The 23,524-nt window shown below is 62.9% G+C and carries 15 protein-coding genes; 3 read left to right on the top strand and 12 right to left on the bottom strand.

Annotation, left to right across the window (positions count from 1 at the left end):
* Positions 1 to 977: 977 nt before the first annotated feature.
* From KB449_RS25380 to xylA, 5 genes are all read right to left on the bottom strand, one after another.
* Entirely contained in the window at positions 978 to 1,382 is a 405-nt protein-coding gene (locus KB449_RS25380) for a hypothetical protein (RefSeq protein WP_282911033.1), read from the bottom strand.
* A 63-nt stretch (positions 1,383 to 1,445) separates the two neighbouring features.
* The gene (locus KB449_RS25385) at positions 1,446 to 2,777 is read right to left on the bottom strand and encodes an ABC transporter permease (RefSeq protein WP_282911034.1); all 1,332 of its coding nucleotides are present in this window, start codon (positions 2,775 to 2,777) and stop codon (positions 1,446 to 1,448) included.
* Positions 2,774 to 3,541 (bottom strand): ABC transporter ATP-binding protein, encoded by a 768-nt coding sequence (locus KB449_RS25390; protein WP_282911035.1) that lies wholly within the window; start codon positions 3,539 to 3,541, stop codon positions 2,774 to 2,776. The genes KB449_RS25385 and KB449_RS25390 overlap by 4 nt, the downstream gene beginning before the upstream one ends.
* Before the next feature lie 223 nt (positions 3,542 to 3,764).
* Complete coding sequence (xylB, locus tag KB449_RS25395; protein ID WP_282911036.1) at positions 3,765 to 5,261, bottom strand: xylulokinase; 1,497 nt, start codon at positions 5,259 to 5,261, stop codon at positions 3,765 to 3,767.
* A gap of 42 nt (positions 5,262 to 5,303) precedes the next feature.
* Positions 5,304 to 6,623: a xylose isomerase gene (gene xylA, locus KB449_RS25400; protein WP_282911037.1), complete on the bottom strand. Its 1,320-nt coding sequence runs from the start codon at positions 6,621 to 6,623 to the stop codon at positions 5,304 to 5,306.
* 190 nt (positions 6,624 to 6,813) lie between these two features.
* Between xylA and KB449_RS25405 the strand changes: the two genes are divergently transcribed.
* Complete coding sequence (locus KB449_RS25405) at positions 6,814 to 7,980, top strand: ROK family transcriptional regulator (protein ID WP_282911038.1); 1,167 nt, start codon at positions 6,814 to 6,816, stop codon at positions 7,978 to 7,980.
* A gap of 176 nt (positions 7,981 to 8,156) precedes the next feature.
* Here KB449_RS25405 and KB449_RS25410 read toward each other — a convergent pair whose 3' ends face one another.
* The 4 genes from KB449_RS25410 to KB449_RS25425 form a co-directional block, all read right to left on the bottom strand.
* Positions 8,157 to 8,591, bottom strand: coding sequence for an RbsD/FucU family protein (locus tag KB449_RS25410; protein ID WP_282911039.1), 435 nt, complete (start codon positions 8,589 to 8,591; stop codon positions 8,157 to 8,159).
* A gap of 242 nt (positions 8,592 to 8,833) precedes the next feature.
* Positions 8,834 to 9,118, bottom strand: a complete 285-nt coding sequence (locus KB449_RS25415; protein WP_282911040.1) for a hypothetical protein — start codon at positions 9,116 to 9,118, stop codon at positions 8,834 to 8,836.
* A 58-nt stretch (positions 9,119 to 9,176) separates the two neighbouring features.
* Complete coding sequence (locus KB449_RS25420; RefSeq protein WP_090109055.1) at positions 9,177 to 9,635, bottom strand: RrF2 family transcriptional regulator; 459 nt, start codon at positions 9,633 to 9,635, stop codon at positions 9,177 to 9,179.
* Between the two features lie 138 nt (positions 9,636 to 9,773).
* Positions 9,774 to 14,042, bottom strand: coding sequence for a fibronectin type III domain-containing protein (locus KB449_RS25425; RefSeq protein ID WP_282911041.1), 4,269 nt, complete (start codon positions 14,040 to 14,042; stop codon positions 9,774 to 9,776).
* A gap of 187 nt (positions 14,043 to 14,229) precedes the next feature.
* Here KB449_RS25425 and KB449_RS25430 point away from each other — a divergent pair, with 187 nt between their 5' ends.
* Positions 14,230 to 17,346 carry a hybrid sensor histidine kinase/response regulator gene (locus KB449_RS25430; RefSeq protein WP_282911042.1) on the top strand — a complete coding sequence of 1,039 codons (3,117 nt, stop codon included), beginning with the start codon at positions 14,230 to 14,232 and terminating at the stop codon, positions 17,344 to 17,346.
* Positions 17,343 to 18,464, top strand: coding sequence for a response regulator (locus KB449_RS25435; protein WP_282911043.1), 1,122 nt, complete (start codon positions 17,343 to 17,345; stop codon positions 18,462 to 18,464). Before KB449_RS25430 ends, KB449_RS25435 begins: the two co-directional genes overlap by 4 nt.
* A gap of 60 nt (positions 18,465 to 18,524) precedes the next feature.
* Here the strand turns inward: KB449_RS25435 and KB449_RS25440 are convergent, their stop codons facing one another.
* The 3 genes from KB449_RS25440 to KB449_RS25450 are packed head-to-tail and all read right to left on the bottom strand — an operon-like array spanning position 18,525 to position 23,504.
* Positions 18,525 to 20,351 (bottom strand): extracellular solute-binding protein, encoded by a 1,827-nt coding sequence (locus KB449_RS25440; protein ID WP_282911044.1) that lies wholly within the window; start codon positions 20,349 to 20,351, stop codon positions 18,525 to 18,527.
* Positions 20,348 to 21,772: a response regulator transcription factor gene (locus tag KB449_RS25445; protein WP_282911045.1), complete on the bottom strand. Its 1,425-nt coding sequence runs from the start codon at positions 21,770 to 21,772 to the stop codon at positions 20,348 to 20,350. The genes KB449_RS25440 and KB449_RS25445 overlap by 4 nt, the downstream gene beginning before the upstream one ends.
* Positions 21,750 to 23,504, bottom strand: coding sequence for a sensor histidine kinase (locus KB449_RS25450; protein WP_282911046.1), 1,755 nt, complete (start codon positions 23,502 to 23,504; stop codon positions 21,750 to 21,752). The genes KB449_RS25445 and KB449_RS25450 overlap by 23 nt, the downstream gene beginning before the upstream one ends.
* Positions 23,505 to 23,524 lie beyond the last annotated feature (20 nt).

Here is a 23,524-nt window from a genome sequence, read left to right on the forward strand (position 1 = left end):
CTTGCGTGGCGCTAGCGTGGCGCTTGCGTGGCGCTTGCATGGCGCTTGCGTAGCGCTTGCGTGGCGCTTGCGTAGCGCTTGCGTGCGCGCTTGCGTGGTGGGCCGGGGCGCACGCGGGGAGGGTCAGCGCGCACACGGGGCTCCCCACTCCCCACGCCGTCGCCGACAGCTGCGGACAGCAGCTGCTAATTCCTCTCATAGCCACTTTTTTTGACAATCATCTTGCAAAGAAGTGACATCACAGTCGGCGTTAGTGCCTTTATGCGCTTATCGGCACCTTCTTGAGCGACTCGAAGGCAGCGTTAGTGTCTTTATGCACTTATCGGCACCATCTTGAGCCACTCCAAGGCAGCGTTAGTGTCTTTATGCACTTATCGGCACCATCTTGAGCCACTCCAAGGCAGCGTTAGTGCCTTTATGCGCTTATCGGCACCATCTTGAGCGGCGCGGAAGCGGCGTTAGTGCCTTTACTCGCTTATCGGCACCATCTTGAGCCACTCCAAGGCAGCGTTAGTGTCTTTATGCACTTATCGGCACCATCTTGAGCCACTCCAAGGCAGCGTTAGTGCCTTTATGCGCTTATCGGCACCATCTTGAGCGGCGCGGAAGCGGCGTTAGTGCCTTTACTCGCTTATCGGCAACATCTTGAACGTCCCGGAGCGGCGTTAGTGCCTTTACGAGCTTTATTAGCACAGAGTTACACGGTTTTTCCGTGCAATTCTGCTCCCGGCTGCGGTTGCCGCGACAATTACAAGATTTTTCCGTGCACCGGCGCTATTGACTGCGATTTCAGCGACAGTTACACGGTTTTTCCGGGCACCGGCGCTATCGACTGCGAATTCAGCGGCAGTTACACGGTTTTTGCGTGCAACTGTTCTCGTCCTCGTCGTTTCGCTACCAATAGCAGAGGAAGGGGGGACGCCGCAAGTCGCGTTTATTTTCCAAAATGTCGCCTCGGAAATCAGCTGCTGCTCTCTCTAGTATGCCTCGAAATGATTGTAGCTGCCGTCGTCCGCCACTTCTTCGCCGAGCCGAGCCGGCGCACCTTCGTATGCGCTCCCCGGTGCAGCCTCATCCGGTTCGGTGCCGAAGTATGCCGGATCCCAGTCCTCGTTCACGGTGTGCGCGGGAATCTGCAGCTCGTCCAGCGCGTATGCGTTCGCCGTAAGCTCCTCATCGACGGCCGGCGCTTCGGACAACAGCTCGCCGCCGTGGCTTTGGGCGATTTCCAGGGCGCTTGCGAGATTATCGCCGTCGACATGAATGTGAAGCCTGCCGAAGCCGTGCGGCTGCGGCTCGTACCCCAGCTCGTCCAGCGTTCCGCATGCCTTGTGCGCGCTGCCTTCGTCCGGAAACTGAAACATCAGTGCTCTATAAGCCATTTGAAAATCTCCTCTTCTCGGTTAGCGGTGGAATGTCTGTAGCATATCCGCCCGCAGCCGCGTTCATGTAGGTGCCTCAGTATCCTGCCGCGACCTCCCCGCCCGCCGGGCAAAGAACATATCGGTTGCCGTGCGATTCATGCGGCTCAGCAACGGATAGCCCACAGCAGGGAGCAGCACGACCGCGAGCCACCACAGCCCCCCGTACATCCATCCGGCATGCAAGCCGAGAATCGCGCACCACGCCAGCGCGATCGGACGGAGCAGCAGCGATCGTCCGATTTCCCGCCCTTCGCTCCGAAGCTCCTTTCGCCAATCGTACAATCCCATATAACGCTCCGTTTCCCACTTGCCCCACAAGCCGTTGAACCACAAGATCAGCAGCGCGCACATGCCGAGCCAGGCGATTGCCGCCAGCCAGAGCGGAGACAGCCAGATCGCCACGATGCCGAGCGCAGCAAATTGAAGCAATAAGCGCATCGTTCCCGCCTCTCGCAGCATGGCGCGCAGCCACAGCTCGGCGACGCGAGCCGCCTCGTCGCGTCGCTTCAGCAGCGGCCGGGAATTGCGCAGCACCCAGGGCCTGCGCCCCGCAGGCGGTCTACTCGCCTGCTCCGTGTCCATCAGCACCCAGCCGACGTTGTCCGCATAGGCTTGCCGCTCCGCCTCAAGCTCGTGCGCGAACGCGCCCGTGAGCCCCGCACGGCGCCAGCCAACCCAAGCGCAGATCGCTGCCAGCAAGGCAAACGCCGCTGCAGCTGCAATCGGCTCGTCCCCGCGCATCCCCCATGCCGCCGCAGGAATCCACGCTGCGACAAACGCGGCTCGCAAGCCGTAGACGGCCAGCACGCGCCTCAGGCCATGCCATCTCCGCTCCGCCGCGTCGCGGATGACAGCCCAGACGAAGCCCATCAAGCCGGCGGCCAACGCGAGGGCGGCGCCAGCGCCGAAGCCCCAGCCCGTCGCGTGCGACAGCAGCGGCAGCAGCAATCCCGCACCCGCTCCCGACACGGCCATGCGGGCGACCAGCGTATAACAAAGGCCGGCCATCGTCATACCCTTCACCCACCCGCCGTTCGAGCGCAGGAACAGCCCGTCGCCATACTCCGCGAAGGTCCGCAATCTGCCGCGCACCATGATGATCGCCAACACGACGATCGGCATCTGCATGGGCACTCGGCCGATCCAGTCCGGCGGATGCCGCAGCAGATCCAGGTACATCCCTCCGGCGACCCATAATGCAGGAACAACGAGGTAGAGCAGCACGGTCCAGTCGAGCGTCAGGCGCCAGGCGCGGATCGATTTGAGCCAAAAGGCGCCGCAGCGGCCCGCTGCCAGCTTCGCCGGCCCGCTTTTCCCACGAAGCCGTCCGACCCTGCCTCCATCCGGCTTCATAATCCCTCCGCCGCCCGAGTCAGGCTGTGAAAACAATCGAACAGCGGCGTACCGTCGGACATGCCTGCCGCCGCCCGAATATCGGCTACCGTCCCCGACGCCGCCGCGCTTCCTTCATGTACGAGCACAAAACGGTCGCACAGCCGCTCCGCCGAGTCCAGAACGTGCGTCGTGAGCAGCACGCCTGCGCCACGGGCACGTTCCTCGTCGAGCGCCTCCAGCAGCTCGATGACCGCGGCGGGATCGAGCCCGATGAACGGCTCGTCCACGAGATATACGCTCGGTTCGAGCAAGAAGGCGGCTACGAGCATCGTTTTTTGCTGCATGCCCTTCGAGAACTTGATTGGATAATCGTCCCTCACATGCCCCAGGCGAAATCTGGCCAGCAGCCCCTCCGCCCGCTCGGCGAGCCGCTCTTCCGAAATGCCGCACACCGCTGCGGCTAACTGCAGATGCTCCCACAGCGTGAAGCGCTCGTAGAGGATCGGCTGCTCCGGAATGTACGCAAGTCTGCTATTCATGACGCCTCCCGACCCTACGTTATTCTCGCCTGAAGCTCCTCGCCATTCGACATTCGCCACCCAATACGGCAGCTGTCCGAGCAAGCCCTTCATCACCGTGCTCTTGCCTGCGCCGTTCGGCCCGAGCAAGCCGACGCGCTCTCCCCGCTTCACCTCGATCGCCACGTCCCGAAGCACCGCCTTGCCCTGCTCGTATCCCGCCGCTTCGATCGCGGCTCGCATCAGCCATTCTTCGCCGTTCATCGAACCCCACCTTTGCATCTTGACCTCGTCTACCAATAACTACGAGGCGCAAAGCCGAGAGTTGCGGACGACCGGCGTCGTTCCGGCTCCGTTCGAATGTGCAAATCCACGCCAAAGAGCCCCTCATCCGGTTACCGGCCGGATCATACGAGGGACTCTCTCACTATAGGGAGGCACCCGTCCGCAAAGACAAGCTCCTCCCGTCTATCTTATCACCGCACCCTCAGATTCGGAAAGGCTGCAGCGCTTCGTTCAGCGGCTTCGTGGCGTCGTACACGTCCCGATAGATGTCGAACAGCTCGCCGTAGCGGCGCGCCCGCGCAGCGTCCGGCACATACGTGGCCGCGTGTTTGACGAACGCGTCCGCGCACGCCTCCAGGCTGCCGTACCAGCCGGCGCCCGTCGCCGCCAGCATCGCGGCCCCTAGACCCGGTCCCTGCTCGCTCTCAAGCCGCACGACCTCCGCATCGAACACGTCCGCCTGCATTTGCAGCCAGTCCGGATTTTTCGCCCCGCCTCCGATGGAGACGACCTTCGTGACCGACTTGCCGGCTTGACGGAAAACGTCGACCGACTCGTTCAGCGAGAACGTGATGCCTTCAAGCACCGCCCGCGCAAAATGCGTCCGCGTGTGCGAGCCGTCCATGCCGACGAAGCTCGCCCGGATGACCGCATCGGCGTGCGGCGTCCGTTCGCCGACCAGATAAGGCGTGTACAGCAGGCCGCCGGCTCCCGGCGCGATGTCGCCGATGCCCGCGAGCAGCCGTTCGTAGGGCTCGCCGGCCGCGAACGTGTTGCGGAACCAGCTTAAGGAATAGCCCGCCGCCAGCGTCACGCCCATTGCATAAAACGCGCCGGGTTTGCCGTGGTTGAAGAAGTGGACTTTGCCGGCATAATCGGCCGACGCGTCCGGCTCATGCGTGAGCACGACCCCCGATGTTCCGATGCTGCACAGCGTCAGGCCCGGCTTCAGGATGCCGGCGCCGATTGCGCCGCAGGCATTGTCGGCGCCGCCTGCGAACACGCGCGTCGAGGCGGGCAGGCCGGTCTTGCGCGCCGCAGCATCGTCCAGCGTACCCGTCTCTGCGACCGACTCGACGAGCGGCGGACAGAAGGAGGCGGGGATACCGAATGCCGCCAGCACTTCCTGGCTCCACACGCGATCCGCAACGTCCAGCATCAGCGTGCCCGCCGCGTCGGAGAGATCCATGTGCACGGCACCGGTCAGTCGGTAGCGCACGTAATCCTTGGGCAGCAGAAACGATTCTGCCTTGTCGTACAGCTCCGGCTCATGCTCGCGCACCCACAGCAGCTTCGGGAGCGTGAAGCCCTCAAGCGCCGGGTTGCGGGTCAGGCTGAGCAGCGACTGGCCGAGCGTGCGCTCGATCTCGCGGCATTGTTCCGTCGTGCGCGTGTCGTTCCAGAGGATCGCCCTGCGCAGCGGCTTGCGGTCCCCGTCCAGCAGCACGAGGCCGTGCATCTGGCCGGAGAAGCTGATGCCGTCGATGCTGCCGCCCGCGGCCGCCGTCTTTTCGCCTAGCTCCTTCAGGACCTCGATCGTCGCGCGGACCCAATCCTCCGGATCCTGTTCGCTCCAGCCCGAGCGCTCGTGGTACAGCGGGTATTCGCGGGAAGCCTCGGCAGCCACCGCTCCGTCCTGCCCGACGAGGAGCGCCTTGACGGCGCTCGTGCCGAGATCGATGCCGATGACATAGTTCATGTTAGGCCCGTCTCCTTCGATTGCTTATAAGCTTGCTAAGCTTTATACGCTGAAAATAACCTCGTTCACCGCTTGGCGAATCTGCTCCAGACGGCCGGAACGGTTTACGATCGGCTTCTGCCCGCTCAGCACGTAGGCTTCGAGCGACGCGAGGGTATGCTTGCCCGCGACGATCTCGGCGCCGATGCCTTCGCCGTAGCTTGCGTAGCGGCCGTCGACGATGGCGTCCAGCGTCTTGTTCTCGATCAGCTTGGCGGCGGCCTTCAGGCCGTGCGCGAACGAATCCATACCCGCGATGTGCGCGAAGAACAGATCGTCGTCCTCGAAGGAAGTGCGGCGAACCTTGGCGTCGAAGTTGACGCCGCCCTTGCCGATGCCGCCTTCGTTTTTGAGGATTTCGAACATGGCCAGCGTCGTCGAGTACAGATCCGTCGGGAATTCGTCCGTGTCCCAGCCGAGCAGGTAATCGCCTTGGTTGGCGTCGATCGAGCCGAGCGCGCCGTCCAGGCGGGCGACGCGGAGCTCGTGCTCGAACGTGTGGCCGGCCAGCGTGGCGTGGTTCGCTTCGATGTTCAGCTTGAAGTGGTCCTTCAGACCGTACTTGCGCAGGAAGCTGAGCGTCGTCGCGGAGTCGAAGTCGTACTGGTGCTTGGTCGGCTCCTTCGGCTTCGGCTCGATCAGGAATTGCGCCCCGAACCCGATCTCCTTGGCATAGTCGACAGCCATATGCAGCATGCGGGCCAGGTTGTCCAGCTCGAGGCCCATATCCGTGTTCAGCAGCGACTCGTAGCCTTCGCGGCCGCCCCAGAAGACGTAGTTTTCGCCGTTCAGCTCCTTGCCGACTTCGAGCATCTTCTTGATCGTCGCGGCGGAGTAAGCGAATACGTCCGCATTGTTGCTCGTCGCGGCGCCGAATACGTAGCGCGGGTTCGTGAACAGGTTGGCCGTGTTCCAAAGCAGCTTTTTGCCGGTGGACTGTTGGAATTCCTTCAGCTTCGCTACGATGACGTCGATGTTCTTGTTCGTCTCGGCGAGCGAAGCGCCTTCGGGCGCGATGTCGGCGTCGTGGAACGCGTAGAACGGTACGCCCAGCTTTTCGAGCAGCTCGAAGTTCGCTTCGACGCGAACCTTGGCCCGGTCGAGCGGAGACAGAGAATCCCAGCTGCGGACCGCCGTGCCGGCGCCGAACGGATCGGTGCCGTTGGCGTTGAACGTGTGCCAGTAGGCGACGGCGAAGCGCAGGTGCTCCTCCATCGTTTTTCCAAGGACGACCTCGCTGGCGTTATAGTGTTTGAATGCGAACGGATTGTCGGACTTGCGGCCTTCGTACTTGATTTGCGGCACATTCGAGAACAGGCTCATAATTACGGTATGCCTCCTTAAGGATGTAAAGTTGTTGAATTCGTTTACAAGCTGAGTTAAGCATAGCACCCGAAACTTAGTTTGTCTATTGGCTAAACTAAGTTTTATGCTATGATGACGTTAACGATTAATGGGACGAAAGAACGACGCGTAAATCGGAATCGCCCCGCGCGAAGGAGCCGCATGCCGCATGAAGACCCCGACAGGAGATCAAGCGCTCATCAAAAGAATGAATACCGCCATCGTGCTCGAATCGGTGCTGCAGGGGGCACCGCTGTCGCGCGCGGACATTTCCGCGCTCACGGGCCTCAACAAGGCGACCGTGTCCAGCCTCGTCCAGGATCTCATCGACAGCGGCCTGGTCCGCGAGATCGGGACGGGACAGTCCAGCGGCGGGCGCAAGCCGGTTCTGCTGGAATTCGTGGCGGAGTCGGGCTACGCCGTCGGCGTCGATCTCGGCGTCAACTATGTGCGCGGCGTGTTGACGGATTTGCGGGGCAACGTCGCGGTCGAACGTACGGCGCAGCTGTCCAAGACATCGCCGGATGAAGTATTCGGCATATTGCGTCCCTTTATCCAGGCGCTCGTGGACGAGGCGCCGGAGAGCGCGTTCGGCGTCGTCGGCATCGGCGTCGGCGTACCCGGGCTCGTGGACCGGGGCGGCGCCGTGCTGTATGCGCCCAACCTCGGCTGGCGGGACGTTCCGCTGCAGGACGCGCTGAACCGGGCGTTCGGCATTCCCGTGCTCATCGACAACGAAGCCAACGTCGGGGCCATCGGCGAGCGCAAGTTCGGCAGCGGGCGCGGCATCGGCAGCATGATTTACGTGAGCGTCGGCATGGGCATCGGGACCGGGCTTATTTTGCAAAAGGAGCTTTATAAGGGGGCGGCGGGCTTCTCCGGGGAACTCGGACATCTGTCCATCGAGGCCAGCGGGCCGCCTTGCCGCTGCGGCAACCGGGGCTGCTGGGAGCTGTACGCCTCTGAGCAGGCGCTGCTCGCCCGCGCGTCGGAGGCCGGCATCGGCGAAGGCACGCTGGACAGCCTGCTCGCGCTTGCCGAAGACGGCGACGAACAAGCGCGCGCGCTGTTCGCCGGCATCGGCGAGTCGCTTGGCGTGGGCATCGCCAACATCGTTAACGTCTTTAATCCCGAAGCCGTCGTCATCGGCAATACGATGAGCCGCGCGCGGCCTTGGCTCGAGGAGGCGATGAGCCGCACGACCGAAGCCCGTGCGCTGAACTTCCATCTGCGCGGCATCCGGCTGCTCTTCGCCGAGCTCGGCGACCGCTCCGCAGTCATGGGGGCCGCGGAGACCGCGATCGCCGCGTTTTTCAAGCGGCTGCGGTCGGCTTGAATCAGCCGCGGACCGATTTTGTTTCTAGCCTGCAGCACCAAGACGCTTCCTTGCCGCCGCAAATCGCTTGTGTTTCTCTTCAGAGTTATGCACAAAAAAAGCCGGGTACCCTCTCCTGCCGCCATAGGCGCAAAGAGAAGTATCCAGCTTTTTCGGTTCGTCATGCCTGTTTGCGGCTATTCGGCCGTGATGACGCCTTTTTTGAGAATGATGTTGGCGTACAGCGCGCCTTCGCCCGTCGCCACGATTGCGTAAGCTTGCTTCGCCCGCTCGTAAAACGCGAATCGCTCGACTTCCTCGAACGGCTCGGTCAGACCGGACCGATCGCGGATAATCTCGCCGTAGCGGCCCCAGATCGGCGTCTCGACCGTATCGCCTGGCACGATCTGCATGAGGGCGGCCGGCCGCGCCGAGTACTGGTCGAGCGGCATCAGCTTCAGCACCGCGTCGAGCAGTTCAGGAACACCGTGGCCGTCGCAGCGCACGAGGCGCTGCGCGTGGCTGGCCGCGGGGAAGTTCCCGTCGCCCAGCACGATCTCGTCGCCGTGCCCCATTTCCATCAAAATCTTAAGCAGCTCTGGCGACAATATCGCCGGAATTCCCTTCAACAATCCAATCGCCCTCCCGCCGGCTTCTGCGCATGCACACGGTCAGAACGCGCGGGCCGCCCGATCCGGACATCTGCCCCAGCACCAGCCGGAGCTCCCGATTCTGCCGTCTTCTGCCAGTATAACCGAAGCGGTCCGCCTTGTCTTTATCGAGCCGCGCCCGCCAGCGCATCCGAAATGACCTTAACGCCGGTTCTGCGATCGATCGGCCCCATTCCCAGATACTTGCGGAACTGCGCCGAAAATTACTTTGGCCCAAGCACAAGCCCATGCCGCTCCGCCAGCCGGTGAAGGGTGATCGGTTCCGCATTGTGCGCATGAATCAGCTTGAGCGTCTCGCTCACCATTTGCGAAGCTGGACCTTGTTTGACCGCGCGAGCGGACATGAGCAGCCGATTCTCGAGCTGAGTTGGCCGCTCTATGTGATCCGTATATGCCGAATCGGCTGCGAGGGTCGTGCGGTAAACGCCGTGAACGGACAGGTTCGCGCCTTCGAAAGCTTCAGCCAGTTGTTCGCACGTGTAGGACATGTTCGCGCTGCCTCGACCTTTTAAGCAAAATATAAAGGGCGGCACCGCCGCCCGCGAATTATACCTTCTGCCCGAATACCTGCCCGATCATGTCCGCGATCGTACGGCCGTCGAGCACCTCCATCATCCTGCGCTCGGTCTCGCGAATGACGTCGCCGAACGCCTCCTTCATGCCCGAGCCGAGCGCCGTGCAGTCGTCCGCGCTGTCCAGCATACCGCTGTGCAGCGGCTCCGCGATCTCGAGCGCCCGGTATACCTCGCCGAGCGTGATCGCCTCAGGCGGCTTAAGGAGGAAGTATCCGCCTTCCCTGCCCTCGCGCGCGCCGACGATCTGCGCCCTGGCCAAACGCGAGAGAATGCGCCGCATAAGCGTCGCCTCCGTCGCGCAGTTGCCCGCGATCTCGCCGCTCGGACAGCGATCGTCCCGGTCGGCGTGATGGGCCAAGTAAACGAGGGACTGCAGCGCGTAACCGAACCATCTCGGCGTCGCTACGCCTCCGCATTTATCGATTGCCATAAACACACCTCCATCGGCGTAATCGCTCATTAACACAGTATAGCGCATCGGGACGCAAGCTGTCTCTTGAAAAAGAAGATCTTCATCGACCGCATGCGGACAATGAAGATCGATTTCCATAAAACGGAATGGCCGCGCCTATTCGGTACGGGATGCGGCCTGGATCGCGCCGTATGCCCAATGTGCCGCGGTAACGTCGAAATAAAGCGGCGCGGGCGACCGATCGTCTTGACGCCCAAGCACTTTGTTCAAGATCGTGACCGCCTCCGCTCGCGTCAGCGGCCGGTCAGGGAGGAACTTGCCGTCCGCATAACCCCCGATAATGCCGGAGGCTTGCGCTTGAACAATGGCGGATTCGGCCCAGTGGCCTTGAATATCGGTAAAGCCGGTACCGGCCTGCTGCGCGCTCTTCATTCCGAGTTTATGCAGGAGTACGACCATCTCTGCCCTGGTCAGCGCAGCGTCGGGTCGGAATTTCCCGTCAGGATAGCCGCTCATCCAACCGTGCTTCGCAGCTTGGGCAATTGCCTGCGATGCCCAATGCGTCTCAGGAACGTCCTGGAAATGCGCTTCGGCGCCGGCATCGACGACGTTGCCGAACAGCTTGGTTAAAATGACAGCCATCTCTGCGCGAGTAAGGCCGGCATTGGGTCTGAAAAGGCCGTCGGGATAGCCGCCGATGTAAGCGATCCCCTTGTCCGGCAGATTTCCGCTTGTTTGACCAGGTCCTGGGCTTGGACTTGGGCTTGGGCTTGGGCTTGGGCCAGAACCGGAGTCCGGCCCGGGGCCTCCATCGTCTCCGCCATTAGATGCGCTTAAGGGCGTAACGGTGTTGGAGGCGGCCGAAGGTTGCGATGCTCCCTTCACGTTCACGGCCTTCACCGTGAACGTGTACGCCGTGCCGTTCGCGAGACCCGTCACAGCGACGGCGATCCTGCCGTCAGCCGCCGTACCTGGGCTCTCGACCGTCTTCGCTTCCGCGCCGTTCGACCATGCCGTCACCTTGTAGCCCGCGATCGGCTTGCCGCCGTCGTTCGAAGGCGCTGAGAACGACACCGTCGCCGATGCATCGCCTGCCGACGCGCTTACTCCGGTCGGCGCATCCGGCACCGTGGACGTATCCGGCACGATCGGCGCCGTCGGCGTCACCGCGTTCGATGGTGCCGAAGGCGACGACTCGCCGTACTCCGTCTTCGACATCACGGTAAACGTGTAGGTGCGCCCATTCGTCAGATTCGAAACGGTGACAGTGCTCGAATCGCCCGTCGCCCGGCCGGCTTGCTCGATGCCGTCCCAGGCGGTGACCTCGTAGCTTGCCTGCGTTCCTCCATACAGCTGTCCGGGGACAAAGCTTATCTCCGCGGAGGTGTCTCCGGCAGCCGCGGTCACCTCCGTCGGCGCATCGGGCGAGCCGTAAGGAACGACAGGCGCGGCTGCGGCAAAGTCGGACAATCCGATGTTATTTCCGGCCGCCACCTCGACCGTATAGGAAACGCCCTTTTCCAGTCCGCCAATAGTGCCCGAACGTTTGTCAGGAGCGATGGTTCTGGCAGAAACCTCCGCGCCGTCCTTCATCGCGCGGATCCGGTAAGCGACGACCGGCGTGCCTCCGTCCGCCTCGGGCGCTTCGAACGTGACCGTAGCGCTTCCCTTGCCCGGCACAGCCACGACGCTCCGCGGAATTCCCGGCTTGCCTAATGGGACGACCGGATCCGTCAAGTCCGATTCGGCGGACCAGCCGTTCGCATTCAATGCCCTGGCGGAGAACTTGTAGGCCGTCCCGTTCGTCAGCCCGTCAATGATCGCCGGCAGGAGATTGCCTTCACCGTCAGGGTCAAGATAAAGGTCCCTGATATACCCGCCGTCCTCGTCGTAAACGGTGATCTGATAGCGCGTAACCGCTGCTCCGTTTTCCCAGCTGGGCAGCACGTCCACGGACGCGCCGCCGTCTAGCGGATTCGCCGATACAAGCGGCGGCACGGGCTTGCCGCTCGCCACCGCCCGTGCCGACGGCAACGAGTAATCCGACAGGCCCACGGCGTTTTTCGCCTGCACTTTAAACGTGTACGCATACCCGTTGGACAGTCCGGTGACGACGATTGGACTGCCTTCGCCTTCCACGGTTTTCAAGATCCGGTCATTCTGATCGGGGAGTATGACCATCACGACGTATCCGGTAACCGTGCTGCCGCCGTCGTCGCCCGACAGGAATTCGATCTCGGCCTGCTGGTCCCCGACGTGTACGACGCTTAACGACGGCGCCTCGGGCGCGACTGCTGCCGCCGTATCGAAGCGCCAGCCCTGATCGTTCTCATAACCCGCGAAGGGATTCCCCTCCTGATCCTCGAACGCGCCCGGATCGACGAGCACGTAGACGGTTGACTGCGCAGGCAGCCGGCCGGGCAAGTTTATCGTCGCTTTTACCCCGTCGATCGCGGTCTTCGACGCATCCACCTCGGCGAACAGCGTATCGGGGCCGCTTCCGTTTTTGACGTAGACCCGGATCGATTTCCCCTCGACGGACCTGACCGCCTTGTCGAAGGTCAGCTGCAGCGCGGCGACGCCCCTCGCTCCCGTCGAATTGGCGACTGGTGTCATCGTGTACACGCGAGGCGCATTCTCGTTAAACGGGGAGAACGTCCACGCCGTTTTATCCGCGATTCCCGCGAACGCGATGCCTGCCTCATCCTTGAATGCGTCGCCGTCGATCAGCACGTAATAGCTTGCGCCGTCAAGCGGCAGCTCCGCGTTGCCCGAGACGACCAGCCATTCGTCCAGCAGCACCGTGCTGCTTGAGGTCACATGGATGCGATCGATCTCGGCGTCGTCGGACGCGCGGTACACCGTCATATAGCCGTCGTCAGGCACCGTTTTTTCGTCGAACTTCAGCATATAGAGCGGCCTGTTGGACGCGCTGCCGACGCCTGCGGGAGCGCGCTCGGTAAGAAGAGGAGGACGGGCGGCTACGGTGAAGCGCCATCCGCCGGACAATCCGGCGTATGCATTGCCGCTCCTGTCGGCGAACGCGCCTGCCTCGATCGTCGCGATCAGCGTCGCGCCTTCGCGCCATTTGCCGTCCGGGGCGATCTTGACCGTTTCCCCGTTCGCCTGAACGCGGACGTCGGAGGCGTCGATCTGTTCGCAGACGGCCTTTTCGTCGCATACGACGATCTTTTTACCGGCCACGCCCCTCACCGCTTCGTCGAAGGTCAGCTCCAGCGTACCGTCCTCGGCGAAGTCCTCGCTTCCGTCCGCAGGCAGCGTACCGATAAGCGACGGCGGCGTCGTGTCCATATATCCGGCGACCCGAAGCTCGTCGTCTGCCGATACATAGGCCACGTAGGGCGTTCCGTCCGGGCCGACGGCGAGCGACAACGGCATATACCAGGAATTGTCCTGCAGCGACAGCGCGCCCAGAGCGGGCCATGCCGAGCCGTCCCACTTGACGACATGCACGCTTCCTCCGGGATCGCGCGTCTCCCTGTACGCGACGACGGGCCGGCCGTCCGTCGGGTCGACATTCATCGCGCCGTCGAATCCTGCGAATTGGCCGATCAGGCTCCATCCTTCGGCCTGCGTCCATTTCCACACGTAATTTTGATTGTTGGTGCCGTTGCCTCCGTTATAATACAAAAACAATTCGCCATGCAGAGCCGGCTTCAGCGTGTAGGAATTTCCGCTGATGTAAGTAGATAGTCCGGTTGAACTCCACGGCTCGTTCGCTTCGCGGGACTTGACGACCGGCTCGTAGTATCCGCTGGCGCCGTTGCCGTAGACGACGAACGTCCGATCGGATTCGTCGATCGCGATCGCGGGCCGGAAGCCGTTGTTGCCCGATATGACTTCGGGCTCGCTCCAGACGCCGTCTTCCATTTTGCGCACCGTTGCAGCATCGCCGTTGTTCTTGTCTCTGTAGACGATGCTGATGCCGCGTTGCGAATCGACCGCGATGCCAGGCGGCTCATCGGAGGCGCCCTGCGGGATCGTGCCTCCGAGCTTCTGCCAAGAGCCGCTGCCGTCCGGCGACGCGACGGCGATCTTGTTGCCGTCGACCCGATCCTCATAAGCGATATACGGCCTGCCCCTGGCCGTGACGAACAGATCATAATCCCATACATTTTCAATCGCATACGTATCTTCGCTATCAAGCTCCCAGCTCCCCCCCGCCAGCTGATAGACCGACAAGCCGTTGCCGGACGTCAAGTACGACATGTAAAGTCCGCGTTCTGAAGCGGCCAGCTTGTAGCTCCGCGGGCCGTCGACGGGCAGCGCGCCGCCGACGGCCTGCCACGCTCGGCCGGTCGAAGCGGCGGCCTTCTCCGCCGTCCCAAATCCGGCCGCAAGCTGCAAGAGCAGCGCGAGCGCAAGGCCCGCGAGCAGCGGCCGGGATCTCTTCTTTCCGTTCATGAACGAAATCTCTCCTTTTCGTCCGATTCGGACGTTTGTCTGCATTTGTCGAAGATAGCACCGGCCGCTCACAAATCGCTCCCAAAAGAAAGAGAGATTTGCCATAATAGCGTTGAGAGCGTTTTGGGAGCGCAGAATTGTAAGCTATCGGGTAGACGAGTGCAGGCGGGGCGAGGACGGGATGACGATGGGACGCGGGAAAGCGGGCAGAGACAAGAAAATCTTCTACATAACGCTGGGAATGACGATCATTCCGCTGCTGTCCTTTGCCATATTGACCTGGATGTATCAATTCACGGTGCCGAACCGGGACGCGCCCAAGGCCGTCCGCGGGTCGCTCGACCTGAGCGACTGGGATCTGGGCGCGCGCGGGCTCGTCAATCTCGACGGGGAATGGGCTTATTACGCGGATCGTCTGCTTACGCCCGATGATCTAAAGGGCGTATCCGCAGCCCGGCCTGACACCTATATTCGAATTCCGAACGCCTGGGGAGGCGGCAAAGCGCCGGATCCGGCAAGCGGAGCTCGCCTTGGCACTTACAGGCTGAAGGTACTGCTGGGCGGGACGGAGAGCGGGTACGGCATTCGGGTATCCAACGTGAACCGGGCGCATCGGCTGTACGTGAACGGCGAGCCCGTCGGCAGCGGAGGCGTCCCCGCTGCCGACGCGAATACGTACGTGCCGGGCAACAAGCCGTACACGACGTTCATCCGGACAGGAGAGCGCGAGCTCGACGTGGTGCTACAAGTGGCCAACGACAGCTATTCGTCCAAGGGCGGCTTCGACGACATGCAGCTCGGCCTTCAAGACGCAATGCAATTCAAAGGCCATATCCAGTTCGCAGTGGAATTTTCGGGTCTATTTATCCTCCTTCTGTTCGCGGGGTACCACCTGAATATTTACGCGCTGCGGCCGCAGGACAGGGCTTATCTGTACAGTGCGCTTTACTTTCTCACGCTGCTCGCCCTGATCGTGATGGACGGGGATAAACTGGCGCTGCAGCTGTTCCCCAGCTTCTCCTACGAGGCATCGCGGAAAATATACAGCGTCGGCGGCTTCGGCAACATCGTCGTGCTCGGCTTGTTCCTCCACTCCCTGGACCGCCGGCTGCTGCCGCGAAAACAGCTGGCGATCGCATCGGCGCCGCTGGCGCTGACGATCCTCGCGGCGCTCGTACTGCCCTCGCGCTTGTTTTCCTACGCCGGCAACTGGCCATGGAACTACGTTTTGCTGCTCGTATCCTATTATCTGTTCCGGGCGATACGTCACCTTTTCCGGCAGGACGGACAGTTGGACCGCAAAGAGACGGCGCTGCTCGCCGGCATGATCCTCTCCATCGTCGCGATCGACGTGTCCGGCCTGTTCTACTCGCTTGGCATGCTGGAGACGGATCTCATCCGCCGCATCTCCTTTCTCTCGGTCATCTCTTTCATGAACGCGCTGCTCGCGCTTCGCCTCGTCCACGCTACGGGACGTACCGAGCAGTTGACGGAGCAGCTGATTCTGCGGGACAAGCTCAAGGACGAGTTTCTGGCCCAGACCTCGCACGAGCTGAAGACACCGCTGCACGGCATCCAGAACATGACCGCCTACTTGCTGGACGGCAAGGCGGGCGCGCTCACGGACCGGCAGCGGGGCGAGCTGTCGCTGATTCAGGACACGTCCACGAAGCTGGGAAGCCTGGTGAACGATCTGGTAGACGTCGTGCGGCTTAAGCACGGCGACTTCCAGCTTAAAAAAACCGTACTCGATCTTCGCGTCGCCGCGCGTACGGCGCATCAGGTGCTGGAGTACGAACTGGCCGGCAAGGATGTCCGCTGGGAGAACGCCATTCCGCCGGGCACCTGCTTGCAGGCCGACGAGAACCGGGTACGTCAGGTGCTGTACAACCTGATCCACAACGCGATCAAGCACACGCGGCAGGGTCGAATCGAGATCGGCGCTGCCGCGGAAGGCGAGCTGGTCAAAGTGTGGGTGGAGGATACGGGGGTCGGCATACCAAAGGAGAATCACGAGGCGATCTTCGGTTACTTCGAGCAGGGAGAGACGGCGCCGAGCCACGACGGCTACACCGGCATGGGGCTCGGACTCTATATCAGCCGCCAGCTCATCGAACGGATGGGCGGGACGATTGGCGTGGAGCGGTCCGCGCCAGGGCAGGGCACGCGGATGTCGTTTACGCTGCCGGCCGCCGCAGCGCCGGAGGTGCCGGACGGGGCGACGATCGAGGCGGCGGCCGCGGCGGAGCCGCCCGTTCGCTTCGCGCCGGCGACGCTCGACATTGTAGACGGCCTGCGGGCGCAGACTGTGCTCGTCGTCGACGACGAGCCGGCCAACGTCAGGGTGCTGCTCAACCTGCTCGGCGAGCAATACAACGTACTGGCTGCGCTCTCGGCAGGCGAGGCGCTGGCCAAGCTGGATCGGGCGGCGCGCGTGGATCTGTTGATTCTCGACGTGATGATGCCCGAAATGTCGGGGCTCGAGCTCTGCCGGATCGTCCGGGAGCGGTTCCCGGCGATGGAGCTGCCCGTGTTGTTCGCTACGGCGAAGGACTCCCTGCACGATATCGAGTTGTGCTTCCGCGCCGGCGGCAACGACTTTATCGCCAAGCCGTTCGATCCGCGGACGCTGACGGCGCGGGTCCGTACCCTGCTGTCCATGAAGCAGTCCATGGACCGGGCGCTGCGCAGCGAGATCGCCTTCCTGCAGGCGCAGATCAAACCGCACTTTTTGTACAATGCGATCAGCAGCATCGTCTCCTTCTGCTATACGGACGGCGAAAAAGCCGCGCATCTGCTCTCGAAGCTGAGCCGCTATCTGCGCATCGTGTTCCAGCGGGACCAGCGGACGGCGGACGTGCCGCTCGGCATCGAGCTGGAGCTGATCGGCGCCTATGTCGAGATCGAGCGGGCCCGCTTCGGAGAGCGTCTGCGCTTCCGGCTTGTGTGCGATCCGGGGCTCGAGGCGGAGACGATCCCCTCGCTTGCGATACAACCGTTCGTCGAGAACGCCATCCGGCATGGCTTGTTCGACAAGGACGGTCCCGGAACGGTGACGCTCGCGATCGCGGACGGCGACGGCTATATTCGTTGCGAGATCGCGGACGACGGCGTCGGCATGGCGGACGACCTGCTGTACCGGCTTCGCACGGGCGACCCGCCGGAAGGCGCGGGTATCGGCATCGTGAACGTCCGGCGGCGTCTGGCGGCCATGCCGGGCACGAGCCTGCTGATCGAATCGAAGCTCGAGCAAGGAACGACGGTCACTTTGTTTCTGCCGAAAAAAAGGAGAAATAGCCCATGATACGCGTCATCGTCGTCGAAGACGAAAAACCGACGCTAGAGCTGATGACTTTGCTCATCGGCCGCCATCCCATGCTGGAACTCGTCGGCGCTTATACGAGCCCGTTCGAAGCGCTCGAACGCTTCGCCGAGACGAGGCCGGACGCCGCGTTCCTCGACGTCGAGATGCCCAAAATGGGCGGCATCGCGCTGGCGGAAAAACTCAAGGCGATCGACGGGGAGCTGCAGGTCGCCTTTACGACGGCTTATCCGGCGTATGCGGTCGAAGCCTTCCGGGTCAGCGCCGTCGATTATTTGCTGAAGCCGGTGACGCCCGACGACCTCGCGCGCGTCGCCCTTCGCTTCGGGCGCAGTCAAGAGATTCGTTCGGCGCTGAAGTCCGCCGCTCCCTCGGGGAAGGCCCCCGCAGTACGCTGTCTGGGAACGTTCGAGACGCGCGGCGCGGACGGGCGTCCGATGAGCTGGCCTACCCGCAAGACGGAGGAGCTGTTCGCCTACCTGCTCGCCTATCCTGACCGGCTTCACGGGAAATGGCAGCTGGCCGATTTACTCTGGCCCGAGCTGGATGAAGAGCGGGCGCTGCACAATTTGCACAATACGGTATACCGCCTCAAAAAGTCGCTCAAGACCGCCGGCGTCGGCATCGAGCTCGCGCACGGCAATCAGGGATACCGCTTCCGTGCGCAAGCCGGGCTCTCGGACCTACAGCTGCTGAGGGAATATGGCGGAAGCGAGCCGGACACGGTGGCGGTCGCCCGCGAAGCGCACGAACGGGTGCTCATGCTGGTCAAGGGAGAATTATTCGCCGGCAAGGATTACGCCTGGAGCGCCGGCCTCGCTGTGGAGGTTGCCTCGCAGCAGGCCGCGCTGACGAGAAGGTTTGCCGCCAAACTGCGGAAAAGCGCCCCTTCGCTGGCCAAGTCGCTCATGTTCGCCTACTTGTCCGAGTCCCCGCTCGACGAAGAAGTGAACGAAGAGCTGCTTGAACTGCTCGCCGAGCTCGGCGAATCGGCCCTTTTCCACCGGCACTATACGCAATACGCAGAAAGGCTCGGCGCCGAATTGGACGCCGAGCCGTCGGCCGCGCTGCGGAAGCTCGCCGCGCGGATGAATGGTTAGTGGTTCCTGCCGCCTTCGGGAGGCTTTTATATCAGTCCGGCACGGGCCTGCGTCCGCGCCCTACCCGCGGTTCGCCTCCCGCACCGCCTCGGTCATCTTGTCGCCGCCATCCGCGTGCCAGCGCTGCGCATAGTCGTCGAACGCCGACAGCGGCAGCTCGCCCGTGATGATCTTCGCGTACGTCTCGGCCTCGAGACTCTGCAAGTTCGTCCACATCGTCGCGAGCGACGGCGGCGGATCCGCGAAGAAGCTCCCCACCTTGACCGTCTCCGCCTGCCCGACGCCGCCCCACAGCCGATAAGCCGTAGAGCTGGCCCAGGCGTCCAGGTTTTTCAACGGATAATCCCGCTCGGTCAACGAATCCTCGTACAAGCGTTTCGTCTCCTGGTCCAGCTGCTCGGGATCGAGGTCGCCGTTCAGCGCCTGCGTCAAGCGGTCGTGCCGCTGGGCGATCGCATCCGGATAGTCGAGCAGCAGGTCGAACGGATAATAATTGCGGAGCTGCGTGTCCAACTGCTCGGTCACCGCCAGCAGCCCTTTGGCTCCCGGGTCCTGATTGCGCTCGATCCGCGTGAACACATTCAGCAGCTTGAGCGCGGCTTCGGGATGCTCGTAGCCCTTGCGAACGACCAGATAGCGGTCGGTGACCGGCGATTCGCTCACGTTGAACCGCCCCGTCTCGTCCACCGGTACGGCATAAGCCCGCCAATCCGCCTTCGTATCTTGCGAGATGGACTTGGACAACGGGTAATACGGCGCCCACCATGGTCCGAAAAAGATGCCCGTCTTGTTCTCCGTCACCAGGTCTTGCGAATCCTGCCGCAGCATGAACTGCTGGTCCAGCACGCCTTCCTTGAACCACGCGGCGAGCAGCTTGAGGGCATCCTTGGCCTCGCGCTGGACCGAACCGTATACGGGCCGGCCGTCCGAACCGGCGATCCACTTGCGCGGATAAGCGCCGAAGGCCGCGAAGACACCATTCAGCCCGTTGTTGCCGGTCTTCTCCCCGTAGACCATCCCCCGATCGACCGGGATGCCGACCGTATCCGCTTTGCCGTTGCCGTCCGGATCGATCTGCCGGAACGCCTTCGCGATCTTGGCGATATCGTCCAGCGTCTTCGGCGCTGCGAGGCTCAGCTTGTCCAGCCAGTCCTGGCGCACCCACAGGTACGTCGGCGCGTCCGCCTCGATCGCGACGTTCGGCAGCCCGTACAGGCGTCCGTCTATCGATGCCTCCTGAAGCGCCTTGCCGCCGGTCGCGTCATAGATCGACTTGACGAGGGTGGACGCATACTCGCCGTAGGTCTGCGTAAGATCGGCCAGCTCGCCGGCCTGCGTCAGCTCGCGGAACTGCTGCCGGTCGACGACGAACGCGTCCGGCAAGTCGCCGCTGCGGATCGCGTAGTTCATCGTGGCCGCATACTGCACGCCGCTCGGCGTCTCCCAGGCGTACTTGATCGAGATGCCCGTCTGCTCGCCGAGATACCGGCTAACGAAGTTGTTCTCGCTCGTGTCGCCCTCGGGCAGGACGATATCCGAATATTGATGCGGAATGCGCAGCGTGACCGGCGTCTCGTACTTGGCGAACGCCTGACGGTCGGCCGGATCGACGCTTGCGCTCGCCTCGTCCTTGGCCTTGCTCCCGGCGCCGCCGAAGCAGGCGGTCAACGACAGCGCGCAGACCGCCAACGCGCAGGCGATCTTCGATAGCGCCGCAATCCCGGGCGCCCCGCCGTTGCGCACGCCCCTCTGGCTCTCTTCGGCGAAGCGTGCCATGCTCTGCTTCTTCGGTACGGCCGCAATCCCGGGCGCCCCGGCGGCGCCAACACCGCTTGCGGCCTCTCCGGCCATGCGTGCTTTGCTTTGCGACTTCGCGGCGCCGTTCACGGACGGCCTCCTTCGTGCAGCTCCTGGCCCGCGCTCCGGTATTCGGAAGGGAGCAGTCCCGTTCGGTCGCGGAACAAGCGGCTGAAGTACTTGTCGTCCTCGAAGCCGACGCGGCCCGCGATGTCGCGAATGGGCAGGTCCGTCCCGACCAGCAGCTCCTTCGCCGCCGTCAGCCGAAGCTTGCGAAGCGCGTCTCCGAACGCTTCGCCGGACGCGAACTTCTTGAAGCACTGGCTGAAATAGCTGCGGCTCATGCCGATGCGCCGCGCCACTTCGTCCTGGTTGAGATCGCGGCCGGCGTTGCTCTTCATATAGAGGACGGCGCGGATGAGGCTGCCGAACACCTCCCGCGACAGCGACAGCTCCGCAAGCCGCTGCTGGGTGAGAAGCGCGGCGGCGGACAGCCAGCTTTTCCACTGCTTCCAATCGTTCAGCGTCTCCGGGTCCCCGAGAACGTCCGCCAGCCCTTCCTCGTCTCCCGCACCGCCGCGCCATCCCAGATACGACGCCCCTTCGACCGCGAGCGAACGAAGCCACTCCTGCAAGCGAGCCGGATCGACCTGCCACTGCTCGACCCGCGCGGCGAACTTGCGCCAGTCCTCGCCGTACAGCAGCCAGCGGCATTCGGACCACTCCGCGAACGCAGCTTCCAGCTCGGCCGGCGCCGGCCCCGCATCGGCCTTGAGCTCGCTCAGCGCGACCGCGCGATCCGCCGCTTCGCCGCCGCGATAGAACAGATGGACCGGCAGCCGCTCCGCAATCGTGCGCTCCGCCTCCCGCGCCGAGACGCGGTCGTGCTCCCCGGCAGTCACGAGCGCCGCCTGCCATCTGCCTGCGACATGCGCCGGCAGCTCGCGCAGCCATGCCTCGGCCTGCTCAGCCTCCGCGGTCCAGATCCACAGCCCGCCTTCCAGACGGCGCGGCTTGCTCTCGGCCGCCAGACTTGCCGGCGGCGTCTCGTCCCTTGCCGCGCGTCCCTTGGGCGCCAGCACCATCGCAGACTCGAACGGACGCTGCGCCGTCCCTGTCGTCTGGCGCCGCTCCCATTCGAAGCGCTTCACGATGCGCTGCAGCGTTTCGTCCACGTTGCTCTTGTTCAGCAGCGTCTTGACGATGTAGTCGATTGCGCCAAGCCGCAGCGCCTCCTGCACGTAGTCGAACTCATGGTAGCAGGTCAGGATGACGGCCCTCGTCTTCGGATAGCGGCTCCGGGCCTGGTCGATCAGCTCGAAGCCCGACATGCCGGGCATCCCGATATCGACGAACATCATGTCGACCTCGAGCTCGCCGAGCAGCGTCAGCGCGGACGCCCCGTCCTTCGCCTCGCCGACGATGGAGATGCCGTAGGCGGACCAGTCGGGCAGCGCGATGAATCCGCGGCGCACGCGTTTTTCGTCGTCAACGACAAGCGCTTTGATCATAGAGCTCCACCTCGCTTCGAATCGGTATATGCACGGACAGCGTCGTTCCCTCTCCGGGCGCGCTGCGAATGCGCAGCAAGTCGCCGCTGCCGTAGTAGCTCTCCAGCAGCCGCTTGACGTACTTGAGGCCGATGCCCATCCCTCTGCGGGAGGCCCCCTCGTCCTCGAGCAGCGCGGCAAGCGTCTCCTCGTTCATGCCCGGACCGTTGTCGGTGACCCGGAGCGTCAGCATGCCCGGCGCGTCCTGCTCACGCTCGACGACGATGCGGATCTCCCCGCCTTCCTCGCTCTGTCCGTGGTAGATCGCGTTCTCTACGAGCGGCTGCAGCAGGAAGCGCGGCATCGCAACCCGCTCCGTGCCGGGCTCAACGTCAATGCTGAAGGTCAGCTCGTCCTCGTAGCGATAGCTTTGCAGCTCAATATAATGGCGCAGCGCCTCGAGCTCCTGCCCGACGGTGACGATCAGGCTGTTTTTCCCCATATTGTATTGAAGCACCTGGACGAGCAGCGTTACGATCCGGTCGATCTCCTCCTGACCGCCCGCTCTGGCGACCCATTGCACCGTATTCAGCGTGTTGTGCAGAAAATGCGGGTTGATCTGGCTCAGCAGCTTCTCCGTCTCCAGCTGGTACTTCGCCCGCTCGTTCTGGCCGATCTCCTGGATCAGCCCGTTGACCGTCGTCTTCATATGCTGGAAGCTGCCTAATAGCTGATCGAACTCCTCCACCTTCATATACTGGACCGGCGCTTCCCGGTCACGGGTCATGCGGACGATCTCGCGGTTCACCTTCCGGATAGACCCGTATACCTTGCGCCAGACGAGCATGGCGAGCACGATCGCGAGTCCGAATGCGAACGCGAACAACAGCGCCAGCCGTCGGAACCAGTCGTTGATCTCCCGGTTGAATTCGTTTTTGCTGACGGCCGTCATCAGCTTCCAGCCCTGCGGGCTCTCGTAGCCGAACAGGTAATAGCCGCGATAAGGCCCGCCGTCCGAGGCGGCGATCTCTTCGTAGCGCAGCTGCTTCGGATCGAGCGGCGGGTCGCCGTCGTCTGCGTACAGCGCGTCGCCCTCCTCGTCGAACACGTAATGCGATACCTTCATGCCATACAGCGCGCTGTTTAAAATTTTGCGGAACAGATTGTAATTCGATTCCAAATAAATGTAAACCGGCGTCTGCTGCTCCGTACGCACGACGCGCAGGGACGAGATGACCGTATTGTCGCTGTTCTTGTACTGGGTGCGGTGCGGTCCATGGAAAACGGCGCCCTTGTACTGCACGAACGGCGGCAGGTTCTCGATCGAGAAGCCTTCCGCTACAGGAAGGTTATTGAAAAGTACCGGCTCCGCGGCCTTCGGCATGTAGTACACGGTGAGTCCCACGTTCGGGCTTGTGAAGTTGACCAGATTCAAGCTGTCCTCGATATCCTGCTTGATCTCCGCTTTATCGTAGGTCTGGCTCGTCTTCAGATAACGGTTGACCAGCTCGGCCAGCCGCCCGTCCAGCGCGAATTGCTTGGAGACGAAGTCCAGGTCGTTCAGCATGTTCTCCATCCCCGTCGCCTCCTGCTTGAGGCTCGCGTCGATGCCGCTGCGGATCTTGCCGGTCAGGATGGAGTGAAGCGACGAATACGTGTAGGCCGAAAACAGAATCGGCGGAAACAGACAGGCGATCAGCAAATAGATGACGAGCGTACGTCTCAGCGTGCCGGACTTGAAGGGATGAGGCATCTTCAGATATCGTGACAGGA

This window comes from Cohnella hashimotonis, from assembly GCF_030014955.1.
Taxonomy (GTDB): domain Bacteria; phylum Bacillota; class Bacilli; order Paenibacillales; family Paenibacillaceae; genus Cohnella; species Cohnella hashimotonis.